At 38.3% G+C, this 16,608-nt stretch carries 14 protein-coding genes; 12 read left to right on the top strand and 2 right to left on the bottom strand.

The features are described from left to right. Positions 1 to 99 precede the first annotated feature (99 nt). Positions 100 to 438, bottom strand: coding sequence for a glutaredoxin family protein (locus AC21OG_RS00550; RefSeq protein WP_487377011.1), 339 nt, complete (start codon positions 436 to 438; stop codon positions 100 to 102). 327 nt (positions 439 to 765) lie between these two features. Between AC21OG_RS00550 and mtgA the strand changes: the two genes are divergently transcribed. The 5 genes from mtgA (at position 766) to AC21OG_RS00525 (ending at position 5,830) form a co-directional block, all read left to right on the top strand. Further along, on the top strand, positions 766 to 1,443 hold the full coding sequence (gene mtgA / locus AC21OG_RS00545) for a monofunctional biosynthetic peptidoglycan transglycosylase (RefSeq protein ID WP_487377009.1): 678 nt from the start codon (positions 766 to 768) through the stop codon (positions 1,441 to 1,443). Positions 1,444 to 2,072: 629 nt separating this feature from the next. Continuing rightward, positions 2,073 to 4,310 carry a polyphosphate kinase 1 gene (gene ppk1 / locus AC21OG_RS00540; protein WP_487377007.1) on the top strand — a complete coding sequence of 746 codons (2,238 nt, stop codon included), beginning with the start codon at positions 2,073 to 2,075 and terminating at the stop codon, positions 4,308 to 4,310. 364 nt (positions 4,311 to 4,674) lie between these two features. Further along, positions 4,675 to 4,845, top strand: coding sequence for a hypothetical protein (locus AC21OG_RS00535; RefSeq protein WP_486546392.1), 171 nt, complete (start codon positions 4,675 to 4,677; stop codon positions 4,843 to 4,845). Positions 4,846 to 5,047: 202 nt separating this feature from the next. Next, entirely contained in the window at positions 5,048 to 5,374 is a 327-nt protein-coding gene (locus AC21OG_RS00530; RefSeq protein WP_486546393.1) for a hypothetical protein, read from the top strand. Positions 5,375 to 5,479: 105 nt separating this feature from the next. Beyond that, positions 5,480 to 5,830 carry a hypothetical protein gene (locus AC21OG_RS00525; protein WP_486546394.1) on the top strand — a complete coding sequence of 117 codons (351 nt, stop codon included), beginning with the start codon at positions 5,480 to 5,482 and terminating at the stop codon, positions 5,828 to 5,830. A 129-nt stretch (positions 5,831 to 5,959) separates the two neighbouring features. Here the strand turns inward: AC21OG_RS00525 and AC21OG_RS00520 are convergent, their stop codons facing one another. Next, positions 5,960 to 6,769 carry a MiaE family protein gene (locus AC21OG_RS00520; protein ID WP_487377005.1) on the bottom strand — a complete coding sequence of 270 codons (810 nt, stop codon included), beginning with the start codon at positions 6,767 to 6,769 and terminating at the stop codon, positions 5,960 to 5,962. Between the two features lie 656 nt (positions 6,770 to 7,425). On the opposite strand from AC21OG_RS00520, the gene AC21OG_RS00515 reads away from it, so the two are divergent. The 7 genes from AC21OG_RS00515 (at position 7,426) to AC21OG_RS00485 (ending at position 16,392) form a co-directional block, all read left to right on the top strand. After that, positions 7,426 to 9,624 (top strand): malate synthase G, encoded by a 2,199-nt coding sequence (locus AC21OG_RS00515; RefSeq protein WP_487377003.1) that lies wholly within the window; start codon positions 7,426 to 7,428, stop codon positions 9,622 to 9,624. Positions 9,625 to 10,132: 508 nt separating this feature from the next. Further along, a complete protein-coding gene (locus AC21OG_RS00510; RefSeq protein WP_487377001.1) occupies positions 10,133 to 11,170 on the top strand; it encodes a porin in 1,038 nt (345 codons plus the stop codon). A gap of 471 nt (positions 11,171 to 11,641) precedes the next feature. Beyond that, positions 11,642 to 12,679, top strand: a complete 1,038-nt coding sequence (locus tag AC21OG_RS00505) for a porin (protein ID WP_487376999.1) — start codon at positions 11,642 to 11,644, stop codon at positions 12,677 to 12,679. A gap of 194 nt (positions 12,680 to 12,873) precedes the next feature. Beyond that, on the top strand, positions 12,874 to 14,505 hold the full coding sequence (gene pyrG / locus AC21OG_RS00500; RefSeq protein ID WP_487376997.1) for a CTP synthase: 1,632 nt from the start codon (positions 12,874 to 12,876) through the stop codon (positions 14,503 to 14,505). Between the two features lie 336 nt (positions 14,506 to 14,841). After that, positions 14,842 to 15,702 (top strand): 3-deoxy-8-phosphooctulonate synthase, encoded by an 861-nt coding sequence (kdsA, locus tag AC21OG_RS00495; RefSeq protein ID WP_487376995.1) that lies wholly within the window; start codon positions 14,842 to 14,844, stop codon positions 15,700 to 15,702. Between the two features lie 164 nt (positions 15,703 to 15,866). After that, positions 15,867 to 16,118, top strand: a complete 252-nt coding sequence (locus tag AC21OG_RS00490; protein ID WP_487376993.1) for a hypothetical protein — start codon at positions 15,867 to 15,869, stop codon at positions 16,116 to 16,118. Between the two features lie 49 nt (positions 16,119 to 16,167). Further along, complete coding sequence (locus tag AC21OG_RS00485) at positions 16,168 to 16,392, top strand: heavy-metal-associated domain-containing protein (protein WP_486546402.1); 225 nt, start codon at positions 16,168 to 16,170, stop codon at positions 16,390 to 16,392. Positions 16,393 to 16,608: the final 216 nt, after the last annotated feature.

Raw genomic sequence — 16,608 nt, 5'->3', positions numbered from 1 at the left:
TATAAAAATGACTTTAAAATCATACAGTTTTTCATGTATATAATTATCTAAATTTATTTTAAATTTAAATATTATGAATAATAAAATCCATAAACATCGCTATTGCTCGGCTAACTTCTGTAAATCTAGCATAGAAAAAGGATAGTTAAGTTGCTGAGTAGGTGTCAATATGACGGGTATAACGGTGGCAAACTGTGCCATAAGACTATCATCGAAATCTGCAATATCAATGTGCTGCACGGATACAGGACAAACCCTTAAAAATAGCCTAAGCATTTTGTCAACATCATCGCAAAGATGGCAGCCAGACGTACCCAATAACCACCAAGCTTGTGGATCAATATCTTTATATTTCGAAGGTGTCGAAGAGGTAAAATGCTGTGATGTCGATTGCAGTTGATGCTTAATCAATTGTCGAATCGTTTTGATATCTGTCACTAATGCCATCCTAAATTGGTCTATAAGTTGTTTATCATTTAAGAACTGAGGTTAGGGGCTGCTGAAGGCTCTAAAAAAACCAAATATATACCCTGTTCTCAACTCATTAAAACTCATTGTGGGCTGGTACTTTTAGCCCAGCAAATCAAGACCTTTAATCAAAAAATGCTGGGAAGAAGCCACAGCCTACGTTTAGCGTTGAGAAAGGGGTAATTTATCGATCAAATTTAGGGGAAAAGTAAGCCCTAGTTCAAAAGAGCGCTACCAGTCGCCTGTAAGTTAGTTTATCATTGATTTAATTTAAAACTCTAGCTAGGTCTCAATATTATGGCAGTATTAACAACCCTACTTAAGCGTTTAATATTTTCTCTTATCATCCTTGTGGTTATGTTTTATTTGACTGTCGCAGGCTTATTAGTGGTTTGGAAAACACAGCCTATCGAAAACAGTATGTTTATGGTAGCGCATCGTCTAGGTGGCGGCACTGTGACGCAAACTTGGGTTGAATACGGTGATATTGCTAAGTCAGCTAAGCAGGCAGCTATTGCTAGTGAAGATGCAGCATTTATCAGTCACAATGGATTTGATATGAAAGGTATCGAAGCGGCTATGGAGAAAAATGAGACTTCAGGTAGTGTCTCCGCTGGCGGATCGACCATCACTCAGCAACTCGCAAAAAATTTATTTTTAACCTCACACCGCTCTTATGTGCGAAAAGGCATCGAAGCCACTATTACCTTAAAAATAGAAGCGATGTGGGATAAGCAGCGTATCTTAACGGCTTATCTTAATGTGGCAGAGTTTGGAGACGGTATATACGGCATTGAGGCTGCCGCTGAACATTATTTTAATAAGCCTGCCAGTAAGCTTAATCGTAATGAATCTGCTCTTCTGATCAGCATGCTAACCAATCCAAAATATTATGAAGATCATATGGGCGCAAAGCGGTTACGCAATAAGCAGCATATTATTATGCGCCGAATGAGCAGTGCGGTTATACCTTAGGGGTTGTTGATAGTTTATTCACCCTAATGTTGCACTATTAGCCTTTTAAATTCATTAAAATTAGAGTCTGATTGAGCCCATCAGTGACCTCATCATCACAGCATTACCGCATTCTTTTAATTTTATAGAAAGCTTTTGGATCGACCATGATTGCCTTATTTATATTTACTTTATGTAGTGAACAATCAAAAGATCCTGACCATTTTAACTAAATCAACTAATTTCTAGCAAATTTCATGGAAATGAAAGCTTTATGAGTTATAACAGAGTATGACGGAAACTTTCAGTACTTAATATCGCAGGCGTTAAAAAGATCAACTTGATTTAAAGACTTAACATCAAAAGACAAATGAATCAATTAATAGATAATGAGAAAATAGCTAATGTGAAGTTGTTGATTAAAGGTCAACAATTTTGAGGTATTTAATTATAGGATAATTATTTTAAGGATATTAATAAAACGTTGCTCACTAAAACAGACGCAACGAATGATTCATAGTTTAATCGCGTTATTTAGGCGACACCCTTTTGTGACTTGAACCGATATCACGTTAGTTCAGTTTTAAAACATCTATAAATTCTTAATCTATCTACTCTATTATCAGCATAATAAGGATCTAAACATAATTATGGCTAATACAACAACCCCCTCTAAATCGACTACTAAAGCTTCGCAAAAAGACCAACAACAATCTAATGATAGCCCAAACCAGAGTAGTACGAATAAAGAATCAAATAATGCTGAGGGTCAGCTCACTACTATCGATTGGCAACGTTATGATGACGGCACTTATTCATCAAATAGCTATATTAATCGCGAATTATCTTGGCTACAGTTTCACATCAGAGTCTTGTCTCAAGCTACCAACCCCATTCATCCCTTATTAGAAAGATTGTTCTTTTTAATTATATTTTCCTCTAATATGGATGAATTTTTTGAGATACGTGTCGCAGGAGTAATGCAACACTTAAATCACGGCAATATCTCTGATAAACCTGACAAAATGCGTCCCAGTGAGGTGTTGCAAGAGATATCAGATGTGGCGCATAAGGCCATTGATGAGCAATACCGTATCTTAAATGAAGACATTCTACCGGCGCTAGCGAAAGAAGATATCCGCTATTTAAAACGCAGTGAGCTAAATGCAAAACAGGCTCAGTGGATGAAAGAGTACTTCATCGATCAAGTCATGCCAGTACTGACCCCAATCAGTATTGACCCTGCTCATCCCTTTCCACGACTGGTCAATAAAAGCCTAAATTTCATTGTCAGCTTAGAGGGTAAAGATGCCTTTGGTCGTGATATTAACTTGGCTATTGTGCCCGCACCTCGAAGCCTACCTCGTGTGATTCGCTTACCCGATGAGCTAACGGGTGGTAAAAATCATCATATTATGTTGTCTGCAGTGATACATGAGCATGTCGGCAAGCTATTCCCAGGTATGTCAGTGACCGGTTGCCATCAGTTCCGATTAACCCGCAATGCCGATCTTGAGTTAGCAGATGATGTCGAAGATATAGCAAAAGCATTAGAGGGAGAGCTAGACAATCGCCGTTTTGGTGACAAGGTGCGTCTCGAAGTCACGACCAATTGTCCACCTGACATAAGTAAGTATCTACTAGAAGAGTTCGAGCTACATGACAACCAGCTTTATCGAGTCAATGGACCTGTCAATTTAACACGTCTATTGTTTGATTTTGATATACCGAAGCTTCGCTATCAGCCCTTTAATCATGTTGTTCCAAAACCCTTTAGACGAGAATCGTTCGAAAATGGCGAGAGTATGTTCTCCGTGATTCGTCGTGGAGATGTCTTAGTTCATCATCCTTTTGAGTCGTTTAATCCTGTTGTCAATATCATCTGGCAAGCGGCTAATGATCCTAAAGTACTGGCGATTAAACAAACCTTGTACCGTTCAGGCAAAAACTCTGAAATTGTCAAAGCGCTTGCAGAAGCAGCACGAAATGGTAAAGAGGTAACTGCTATTATTGAGCTACGTGCTCGTTTTGATGAGGCGTCCAATATAGAAGTGGCCAACTTCTTGCAGGAGGCTGGAGCAGTAGTGGTATACGGTATTGTTGGCTATAAGACTCATGCCAAGTTGATGCTTATCGTGCGTCGTGAAGACAATAAGATTCGTCGTTATGTACACTTAGGTACAGGAAACTATCATGAAGGTAATGCCAAAGCCTATACGGATTATGGTTTGTTTACGGCAGATCCTGATATCTCTGAGGATGTGCATAAGATTTTCCAAGAGCTTACAGGGATGGGTAAAGCGGCAAATGTGAATAAGCTTCTTCATGCGCCTTTTACCTTACATAACCAATTAATGAGCTTTATTGATGATGAAATTAAGCACGCTAAAGCAGGCAGAAAAGCGCATATCATTGTAAAATGTAACGCTTTAACTGAGCGTCACTTGATAGACAAGTTATATGATGCTTCGCAAGCTGGTGTCAAAATTGAATTAATTTTACGCTCTATGAGCTGTCTTCGTCCTCAAGTAAAAGGGTTATCAGAAAATATCACGGTACGATCGGTGGTGGGTCGATTTTTAGAACATACCCGTGTTTACTACTTCTTTAATGACGGTGAGGAACGGCTGTATTGTGGTAGTGCCGACTGGATGAGTCGTAACTTATTCCACCGGGTTGAAGTTGCCTTCCCTGTTGAAGATCCTAAGCTTTTTAAACGGGTATATAAAGATGGTTTAATCAGCTATCTTAAAGATAATGTTCAAGCTTGGGAGCTACGTGGGGATGGTAATTGGGACCCAGTCAAGCCAAAAGAAGGCGAAGCACCCTTTATCGCTCAAGATTATCTACTACAAAAGATAAATGGCGTATCTGACTTAAAATCTTAGTACTATCCTCAAATTACTAACTAATTTATTCATTAAAAAAGCAACTTTGATTTACAAAGTTGCTTTTTTTTCAACATTTTTAAACACAACGCTACGAGTCAATAATACTTTAAGCCGTATTAAGCCGTTACTATAAGATAAACATCTCAGAACGACTGTTAATAAAACGGCTATTAATAAAACGGTTAAAACAAATAAGGCGATTAAATGGTGTTTGAATAAAAATTTGAATTAATTGACAATCAACATCTATGAATTATAGTTGTTTTTATTACTGTTGGGTTTATTACTATAAATCTAATGACATTAAATATTACTTTAATAGTCATAAAAACTTAATATCACCGAATATAAGGAGTCAATAATGAGTACTAATAAATCTGAAGTTGAACAAGCCGCCGAAGAGGTTAATCCAAGTGAAGTGAATGAAAACTTACAGCAAAATAATGTGAATACTAAAGATACACAAGCTGAAAATCTTTCAGAGGACGAAAAGACGCCTTTTATTGACAATGATTTACGTACAGATAAATAGCTTAAGCTAAAAAGAATAACCACCAGCTTGTTTAAACAGCCATGAGCTAACATAAACAGCCATGTGAAGATATGATCTGGTAGATTTAATTAAAATAATTGGTTTAGTCAAAAGATTATAATTAAATTCTTAGTCCTTAGCTTTTAGTCATTTAATTTATAGTCATGGTTTGAATTCTTAGGATAATTAATAGGGAATAAGTATGTCGATTAATAAAACAATAAAAGTAGAAAATGCTCGCGAACAAGTCGTGGCTGATGATCGTAATCAATCTGTGGGAAGAGTTGAAGATGACAATATTCCCTCTATTGATAAAAGTCATTCAACACAAAGTGATGAAGGCGAGAAAGGAGATTACGAAGGTCGCAAACATCAACCGGACATTGATGGTCCCCAACAGGACTCTCAAGAAACGGATGATGTCTATGCAGATAACCGTGAGTCAGACAGCGAGCTACCTCCTGCTGGAAAAAATGTTGGCGATTTAAATGCATTTGATCTAGGCCGTCATGATAAAGAGTCAAAATAAAGAATAGTTATATATATTTACCTGATTAACTCTCTGATTTATTTGCGATAAAACGGTTTGTTTGATCATAAATGAATATCACTAAATTTAGCTTAAGGACAATGTATGCAAACCAAAGATCCTAATCTTAAGAAAACCCCTAAACACACAACGGCTGATAACACGGTCGGTCATGATAAAATGACTGAGACTGTCGATACGCACACTTATGAAAATAAAGGGACAACTACTTTAGATAAAGAGGTGATGGATTCTAAGCATGTCAAAGACGGTGATAATCCTGCACGCCAACCTGATAGACGAGATCAGCAAGGTGAAACTCCCTTTGATGGGAATGTGAATGCTGCTAATGCAGAAACGAATGAAAACCCTCAAAGTGATGAAATTACTGATATGAATCGCTATGCAACCGTTGATAATGCTCAAACGAGAGTCTTAAATGAAGATTTGAAGTAGTTGTCCTTCATTTGCTGCAACTGACTCTTTATAAGTTCAATATACTATTGATAAAATAAGGTCTACTGGGTCAGTAGACCTTATTTTATTAGTTAACGTAAAACTATAATAATAATATAATGGCTGAAATTACATGGCGGGCACGCCACTATGAAAACGGAGTTCTGTATCAGGACTGGTTATCAACTCAGCTTCTACTTCTCTAAAAAAGGCAATTCGCTCGTCGACATTCAGCGTTTCTGGATTGTGATTGATACTGCCGTTAGTCGCTTGACGTAATGACTCAAAGTCTAGAGGGATAATTTTACCGTTATCAGGGTTCTCTTTATTAGGCTGATTATCAAGACTCCGATCATTATCATGACTGTGGTTTGGTTCTAAAGAGCGGGCGAGAGCGATATAGTCCTCATAGTGTCTGCTTTCAGATTTTAAAAGATAGCGGTAGTATTTAGCAAGACGCTCATCGTCTATCACCTCACTTAATGCGGCAAATCTCTCACAGGATCGTGCTTCAATAAACGCACCGATAATGAGTATATCTATCATGGCAGCGGGCTCATAAGTCCGTTTATGTTTTATCATACCTTTTGCATAGCGGCTCGCCGTTAAGTGACGCCATTGCTGTCCTCGCTCTTGCATAATTTCGACCACTTGCTCGTAATGAAGCATCTCTTCCCGAATCAGCTGTGCCAGTTTTAACTGTAAATCTTGATGAAACTCATAGCGAAAAATTAAATTCATCGCAGTACCTGCCGCTTTTTTCTCACAGTTGGCATGATCTTGAAGAAGGGTAGGGATATCCTTGATCGCAGCATCTACCCAGCTTTTTGGCGTCTTAGCGCCCAAAAACGCCAAAATGTGGGAGATGTCAGTTTTAGCCGGTGCGCTTATGGTATTGGTTTTATCGTGGAATAAGTCATCATTCATGGCGGTACTCATGGTTATCTATAAGTTATAGAGTGCATTAATAGCATTACTTTAAAACTGCTTAAGTTATCGAATAAGCCTTAAAACACAAAATAGTATGTATTAATTCAAAACAGCTAAAATAAAACAGCTCAGTTAAAACAAGTATTTTAACAAAACTAGAGCCAAAGCAGGATTTAGTTATCCTACTAAGACCATTATCATGGTAATACGTTTACGAGCTTGGACGTGACCCATAATCATGACGAATTGGTGTTAATGCTAAAGTTTAGGTCTTTTATTTTAAATATTGGCTTTCCAAATAATAAATGTTTATCAACAACATCAAGTGATAAAAGACCAAACATTTTTTTATGAAATGGCAGTTTCTTGTTTATTTTTATCATTGATAGTAGTATGAACGGTGCTAATCCAAACGTGAATTATCAGTTAGTTGTCACTCATCAATTTAGTGATAATATTGACTTAATTCAAAAGGAAATACTTTTCAATACATCACTTTATTCTAATAACAACTTATTTCATTTAAAGCGTTTTAAATTTCTTTTACATTTGATAGCCATTAGTTGGGCTATTAATATCTATGACTAAATTAATAATAATGTCATTTATACTTTATCAACCTTCATTAACCCTTATTAACCCTTATTAAAAAAGGAACATATGATATGAGTAATAATATTAATAACAATCAAAACCGCGTTGAAAAAGGCATCCTTGCTATTGATAGCCAGTTGTATAATTTTATTGAAAATGAGGTATTACCTCGTGTTGGCGTAGAGTCTGATACCTATTGGTCAAACTTTGCGGATATCGTTAAAAAGTTTACACCACGTAATAAAGCATTATTGGCTAAGCGTGATGAATTACAAGCTAAAATCGACCAGTGGCATTTAGACAATCCTGCCAAAGACGGCGAGATCGACTATCCCAAATATAAGCAATTTTTAAAAGATATCGGCTATCTATTGCCAGAAGGCGATGATTTCGAAGTATCTACCGAAAATGTCGATGCTGAAATTGCCAGTATCCCAGGCCCACAGCTAGTAGTCCCAGTACGTAATGCGCGCTATGCATTAAATGCTGCTAATGCCCGTTGGGGTAGCTTTTATGATGCCTTATATGGTACTGATATGATTGATACCGCTGATGGCAAAGATAAGGGCAGTAGCTACAATCCTAAACGGGGTGCCGAAGTTGTTGCTTATGCAAAAGCGTTCTTAGATGAGCATTTTGGATTAGAGCAGGGCAGTTTCACCGATGTCACTGGCTTTAGTGTAGAAGAGGGGGCTCTTAAGGTCGCTCAGGGTGATAAGTCGACGTCATTAGCTAACACGGAGCAGTTCGTTGGCTATGTGGGTGAAGCGTCAAATCCCACGGGTATTTTGCTTAAAAATAACAACCTACATGTCGAAATCCAAATTGATGCCAGTCATCCTGTCGGTAAAGATGACCCTGCCCACATTAAAGACGTGTTATTAGAGTCTGCTATAACGGCGATTCAGGACAATGAAGATTCTGTTGCCGCTGTTGATGCTGAAGAGAAGGTTGAAGCTTATCATAACTGGTTTGGGTTGATGAATGGTGATTTAACAGAGACTTTCTACAAAGGGGATAAAAAACTAACGCGTAAGCTTAACCCAGACCGTGAATATACTACCCCAGAAGGTGGTAAGCTTGTATTACCTGGCCGCGCGCTGTTGTTGACGCGTAATGTGGGTCATTTGATGCAAAATCCTGCAATCTTAGTTGATTTAGGTGAGGGTCAAGAAGAGATTTTTGAGGGTATTATGGATGCGTTAATCACGCCGCTATTAACCCTAAATGATATTAAAGGCAACAACGAGCTATCAAACTCTCGTGAAGGCTCTATGTATATCGTTAAGCCTAAGATGCATGGCCCAGAAGAGGTTAAATTTGCCGATGACTTATTTGCTGCGGTGGAAGATGCCCTAAGCTTACCGCGTAATACGCTTAAAATCGGTATTATGGATGAAGAGCGTCGCACGACCATTAATTTAAAAGAGAGTATCCGTCAAGCCAAAGAGCGCGTTATCTTTATCAATACAGGTTTCTTAGACCGTACAGGTGATGAAATTCACACCAGTATGAATGCTGGACCTTTCGTCCGTAAAGGCGATATGAAGTCGCAAGCTTGGCAGCCTGCCTACGAGCAATGGAACGTCGATATCGGTATTGAAACAGGTCTTATTGGACGTGCTCAAATCGGTAAAGGTATGTGGGCAAAACCGGATGAAATGAAAGAGATGGTAGAAACGAAAGCCAATCACCCTAAGGCTGGGGCCACCACAGCTTGGGTACCATCACCAACGGGAGCAACGCTTCATAGTATCCACTACCATCAAGTCAACGTGCCTGAAGTGCAAGAAAGCTTTAAAGGGCGTACTCGTGCCAGCTTGGATGACATACTAACGATTCCATTAGCGAAAGATACTAACTGGAGTGATGAAGAGAAGCGTCAAGAGCTTGAGAACAATGCTCAAGGTATTTTGGGGTATGTGGTACGCTGGGTCGATCAAGGGGTTGGCTGTTCTAAAGTACCCGATATCAATAATGTTGGTCTAATGGAAGATAGAGCCACGCTACGTATATCTAGTCAACACATTGCAAACTGGTTACATCACGGTGTGGTGACAGAAGAGCAGGTTATGGAGGCCTTAAAACGCATGGCTAAAGTAGTCGATGAGCAAAATGCGGGTGATCCAAATTATATGCCGATGGCGACTAACTTCGAGCACTCTATCGCTTTCCAAGCCGCTAAAGATCTAATCTTCAAAGGTCGAGAACAGCCAAGTGGTTATACTGAACCCTTGTTGCACCAGGCTCGTTTAAAATTAAAGGCATAAAGTTATAACTTTATCATTTGAAGATGACTGGTGATTTTTATTGCCAGTTAATCGCTATTCGAATGATAGTTAATCTTAATTATTAACCTAAAATTACGATTTATTTCGCCCTGCTAAATATTAAATTTAGCAGGGCTTTTATCTGCCTGTTCAAGAAGATAACTCATATTAAACATGAAGCATTCAATGTGATGACCTAAATAAGTGTTGCAAATTATTTCATAGTTGTTATGATAATTTTCATAGTATGAATTTAGTAACACTATTTTTCTAAAAAGTAATCAATTATATCTAAATGTAATAATTCATTTATAAAAATAGTTTGACGAGAGTCGACGGTCTAATGTTACACAAAATATATATTTATTCCGTTTATTAAGCATGCTAAGGATAGATGAGTTTTAATGGTCTCAAGCATAGAGCTTTATATGCTAGAGAGTATTAAAATTTAATCATTGAAGATCGTTAGGACAACGATTAATAACTTAATAGTAAAAGGATTATTACTATGAAAAAACTACTGTTAGCATCTGCTATAGCAGCTGTTTCTATTACTGCGACTCATGCTGCACCGACAATTTATGGTAAAGCGTATGTGACTACTGACTATGTCGATGCAGAAGACACCAATGGTGATGACTCAGACTCATTACAGATAAACTCTAATTATTCTCGTATTGGCTTCAAGGGTTCTGAAGCTATGACCGATAGTACAGATGTTATTTACCAATTAGAGTATCAAATTGACATTGACAACGACGCTGGATTTGGGTTTAAAAATCGCGATACTTATCTAGGTCTTAGTAATGATAATTACGGTCAGCTGCGCTTAGGTCATCAACATTCGACGCTTCAGTACATAAATAATGTAACCGTTGGGACGGGTTTCTGGGACAGAGCATTTACAATGATGGCAGATAGTCGCCGAGTTAAAAACTCTGCTATGTGGCATTCGCCAGAATTACAGACTCTTCCAGTAAAAGTTTATGCCATGTACGGTGCCGATGAGAATTTTGTTGATAGCAATGGCGATCGTAACAACGGTTATGGCGTCGCAGCAATGTATAATGCGGGCAGCGGCTTTACCTTAGGTCTAGCTTACGATAAAGACTTAAATATTAATGCGGATATTGCGACTGGTATAGACCCCATAACAGGTGATCCTTTGGTAGCTGGATTTTATGGTGGAGAGGTAATGCGAGGTACAGCTACCTATGATATGTCTAATATGTCAGGCTTACCGCTCAAACTTGGAGGCTTATATCAAGTCTCAGATTATGATGGTCAAGATGACGATGAAAAGGCATTTGCGATAAGTGCTACGATGGGTTTAATGGGTTTTGCAAAACCAGCTGAAGTATATGCGCAGTATATCAATACTACGGACTATAAAGGCTATAACGATGTGGATGGCGATCAAATAGTTGTCGGTGGTAAATACAAGTATCAACCAAACATGATTATGCACCTATATGCAGGTAAAGAAGATATTGATGAAGTTAGAGATATCACTGCTATTGGCGGCGGGTTAGAATATTTATTCTAAACTTTAGAATTGATCGAGTATCAAAAACCCACTTCATAAGTGGGTTTTTTTATACAAGAATGAAATTTATTAGAAAATGTAATAATAATAGTATATGTAGCTAATCATGAAGCCTAGTTTGATTCATTAATTAAGAAAAAATAAATATAAAGTATTAAATAAATGTTGCAAATTATTTCAAAGTTGATATCCTTATTAATGAGGTATGAGTTTGGTGAATTGTGTAACAGATTTCTATACATTGTTGTAGTATATAATTTCTTTTAAAAAAGAGTTGTTATATAAAATTCAGAAAGTTTGTTTTAAACAATTTAATAGAACTGTAACAATAAATTGCCATACTGCAATCAAATCTGATTGATAGTTAAATCAGGAAATTCTCAACGAAAACTGGTCTTTTGACTAATCATCCAATGGGCGTTAGCTTTTTAGGGCAGCCCATAACTAAAATTGTAAAGTGGAGAACCACCCATGAAAAAACTACTTTTAGCATCAGCCATCGCTGCTCTATCTGTATCAGCTGCTAACGCTGCACCGACCGTATACGGTAAAATCTTTATGACTGCTGATTATGTCGATGAAGAAGCTGATGACGTTAACTATGATGAAGATGGTGTTCAAATCAACTCTAATGGTTCACGTATCGGCTTTAAAGGCTCTGAGCCAATGACTGCTAATACTGACGTTGTTTATAAGCTTGAGTATGGTATCGACGTAGATGCTGATGACAACAAATCGTTTAAAAACCGTGATACATATCTTGGTGTTAGAAACAATACCTTTGGTGAGTTCCGTGCCGGTAACAACCAGTCAACTACTGACTACATTAACAACGTTATCGTAAATGAAGGTTTCTGGGATAACTTAGGCTCAACTAAGCTTGATGAAGAGCAAAAAGTTGCTGCTTTAAATATGGCTGACAGTGGTCGTATCGAAAACTCTATCGTTTGGATTGCGCCTAAATTTGATGGTGTTCCTTTAGAAATAGCCGCTATGTACGGTAATGATGACGACATCGCTGGTGATGACGAAAGTGGTTGGGGTATTTCAGCAATGTTTGATCAAGGCGCTGGTTACACATTAGGTCTTGCTTATGATGATGACTTAAACATTCCAGGAGAAATCATTCGCGGTACTGCTACCGTTGATCTTGCTAAATTTAACACTGGTTTACCATTGACATTAGGCGCATTATATCAAGAAGCAGACTATGAAGGTAAAGATGAAAAAGAAAAAGGCTATGTCGTAAGCGCTTCTATGGGCTTAACTAACTTCAATAAGCCAACTACCGTGTATGCTCAGTACAATAACACTTCTAACCTTGATGGTGTTGACGATTTTGATTCTAGCCAAATCGTTGTCGGTGGTAAATATTACTACCAGAAAAACTTGATTGCTCATGCATATATTGGTCAGAACGATGCTGACAATATTCAAGACGATGATGGCGTTGAATATGGCGATGGCAAAGTATTTGCTGTTGGTGGTGGTCTAGAATACAAATTCTAATTTGAATTAGAATTAGAACATTATTCTCAAAAAGCTCATTCCTTCGGGGATGAGCTTTTTTTATTGACTGTTAATTAATTTTACCCAATAAGCTCAAATATGACTTAATAGAAAGTCAACCCTATAAATTTACACTCAAATTTAGTAAAATCTCTTTTTACCAACTGGCGATAGCCACATTAAGATAAAAAATTATGACTAAATTTATATTTGTGACCGGTGGGGTAGTGTCCTCACTTGGAAAAGGTATTACTGCAGCCTCATTAGCAGCCATATTAGAAGCCCGTGGCTTAAATGTCACCATGACTAAAATGGATCCATATATCAACGTTGATCCAGGGACGATGAGTCCTTTCCAACATGGGGAAGTATTCGTTACAGAAGACGGCGCTGAAACAGATTTAGACCTCGGTTATTATGAGCGTTTTTTACGCCATTCTAAAATGAGTAAAACCAATAATTTTACCAGTGGTCGTATCTATCAAACAGTCCTTAATAAAGAACGTCGTGGTGATTATCTAGGGGGTACAGTACAGGTTATCCCTCATATTACTGATGAAATCAAATATCGTATACGCACCAGTGGCGAAGGCTATGATATTGCTATTATTGAAATCGGTGGTACCGTTGGCGACATCGAATCACTCCCCTTTATGGAAGCGGTGCGTCAATTGCAAGTAGAGCTTGGTCGTAAGCAGGCGATGCTCATACATTTGACTTTAGTGCCTTATATCTCAAGTGCCGGTGAGACAAAGACTAAGCCTACACAGCACTCAGTTAAAGAGCTTCGCTCCATTGGATTGCAACCCGATGTGTTAATTTGTCGCTCAGAACACGCCATTGGTGAAGACAACCGCCGAAAAATTGCTTTATTTACCAATGTCGAAGAGCGTGCCGTAATTACCTGTGAAGATGCTGAAACGATTTATCAGATACCTCGTACCTTATATGAGCAAGATTTGGATGACATCGTTTGTGAGCGATTTGGCATCGATGCGCCAGAAGCGGATTTAAGTGATTGGGATGCTGTCGTTGACAGCTTACTCAATGCGGAGGGTAACGTTACTGTAGCCCTTGTCGGTAAATATGTTGAGCTTCCAGATGCGTATAAATCAATTAATGAGGCGTTGCTTCATGCCGGTATCACTCACAAAACGCATGTTGAAATAGATTATATCGATGCCGAAGCATTAGAAACGGATGACCGCTTAATGGACCGCGTGCAACAAGCGGATGCCATATTGGTCCCAGGTGGATTTGGGGAACGCGGTAAACTAGGTAAGATGCGTGCCATTACCTATGCCCGTGAACAAAAAGTACCCTACTTAGGTATTTGCTTGGGAATGCAATTGGCGGTGATTGAGTATGCGACGAATGTATTAGGTCTAGAAGCGAACTCGACGGAGTTTGATCGTAAGGCAGCTGAGCCTATCATTGGTCTGATTACTGAATGGTTAGATGAAAGAGGCGAGCTGCAAATACGTAGCGATGAGTCGGACTTAGGTGGCACTATGCGCTTAGGCAGTCAAAAAGCAGAGCTGGTACAAGGCACTAAATTGCACCATATCTATGGTTCTACCCTAATAAAGGAACGTCATCGGCACCGTTATGAGATGAATAATCGCTATATAGAGCCTTTAGAGTCAGCAGGTATGATGATTTCTGGATATTCTGCGAAGCAGCACTTAGTTGAGTCTGTTGAGTTACCAGAGCATCCTTGGTTTATTGCGGTACAGTTCCATCCTGAATTTACCAGCTCACCACGTGCCGGTCATCCTTTGTTTGCAAGCTTTGTCAAAGCAGCAATCGATAAGAAAAACGTTTAATAAGTAGCTTTTATAGTATTGACTTACCTATTCAAAATTTTTTGAGTATTAAATATGAAGCGTTTTAAAAGAGGTTGGGTTATCCCAACCTTTTTTGTATTATTAATAGATACTTACGGTGTTTTATTTAATTAAAAACATAGTTAGTTACAATTATTCAAGCCAGTTTGTATCATTTGTCGTTTAAAAATTAAGTATAGTTTTTCATGTGTTAACAGAATAAAGCCTAAACATCTTCAGGGCTTCTTCATAAATTCAATATTTCAATGTCGATGACAACTCGATATAATTTTGAAGATGCATCGATCCCAATATTAAAACAACTAAGAGAAAAGTATGAGTGAATTCATCAAAGCACAATCTCATTTAAAACTTAACGATTTACACATCGGTAATGATAAGCCATTTGTATTGTTTGGTGGCATGAATGTCTTAGAGTCCAAGGAGTTGGCCTTTGAGATTGCAGAGCAATATATTGATATTTGTGAACGACTGGGCATTGGCTATGTGTTTAAGGCCAGCTTTGATAAAGCCAACCGCTCAAGCCTGCACTCTTATCGTGGCCCCGGTCTTGAAAAAGGGGTGGACTGGTTGGGTCAAATTAAAGAGAAATTCAATGTACCCATCATTACAGACGTCCACGAACCCTATCAAGCACAACCTGTAGCAGAAGTGGCCGATATTATTCAATTACCCGCGTTTTTAAGTCGTCAAACGGACTTAGTACAAGCTATGGCAAAAACAGGCGCTATTATCAATATTAAAAAAGCTCAGTTTTTGGCGCCGCATGAGATGCATCATATTATCAATAAATGCCTAGAGGCGGGTAATGACAAACTGATATTGTGTGAGCGAGGAACGGCGTTTGGTTACAATAATTTAATAGTAGATATGCTGGGCTTTGATACTATGAAGAAAATGGAAGTTCCTGTTTTCTTTGATGTTACTCATAGTTTACAGCAGCCTGGGGCACGAAGTGATAGCGCTGGCGGCAGACGAGAACAAATTACGACGCTTGCACGTGCAGGTATGGCTACGGGACTTGCCGGACTATTCTTAGAGGCGCATCCTAATCCAGATCAAGCCAAATGTGATGGCCCATGTGCACTAAGAACTAGTCAACTAGAGCCTTTCTTAGCACAGTTAAAACAAATTGATGACCTAGTGAAGGGCTTTAGTGAACTCGATACTCATTAAATGAGATAGTTACTAACAGTTAGGTTTAAAAGTTAGGATTAAACGTTAGGAGTAGAAGAGAGAATGAAAAATAGGGGCTATTGAATACTCGAACGACTGCCTTAAAACTTAAAACATACAAGGTAAAAAAACATACAAGGTAAAAAACATAAAGGGTAACAGGTATGGCGGTACAACAGGTTCAGTTTAATTTTGAAAATATTGATGATCAGCAGGGTATAGAAAGTATTATGACCGCTTTACTTAATATTGATGGAGTGAGCAGTGTTGAACTTATGACAGATGAAAACATCGGTCTGGTCGAGTATGAAGATACTGATACCTCCTTCCATGCGATCAAAGCGGCAGTGAATACGGTAGATTATGTAACACAGCCCTTTCCAGAAGATGCGCCACAAAACCCAGATAACGATTAACAACTAAAGCGTTAGATTTCATAAATTTAAAATAAACAAGGAGGATAGAATGACCACTGAAACGCGTACTATTAGTGTATTAGGCATGACATGCGGAGGCTGTGTTAAAAGTGTCGATAATGCCGTCTCGCAGCTCAATGGTGTCCAAAGCATTGACGTTGATCTTAACGGCAATAAAGCAACTGTTACCTATGATACTGACGCTACCTCAATAGAGAGTATTATGGAAGCTATTGAAGATGCCGGTTTTGACGCTAGCGCAGATCAGCTTTAATAAACGGCTAATCTGGATTAACGAATAAGCTTAACCCATAAACGTGTCTCAATTAATTAATCTTTAAGTTAATATATCAACCGAAAGCCAGCTTGCAAGCTGGTTTTTTGTTATATTAATCTTCAAATATCAGCTAAAACGCATTATTTATATAGGCTGGAAATCCCTATCTCCTGTCCCCATAGACATAATATAAATAACATTATCTAAAATTAT

The sequence above is a fragment of the Psychrobacter sp. CX5 genome (assembly GCF_057621535.2).
The sequence above is the reverse complement of the archived record's forward strand: the minus strand, read 5'-3'. Positions and strand labels throughout refer to the sequence as shown.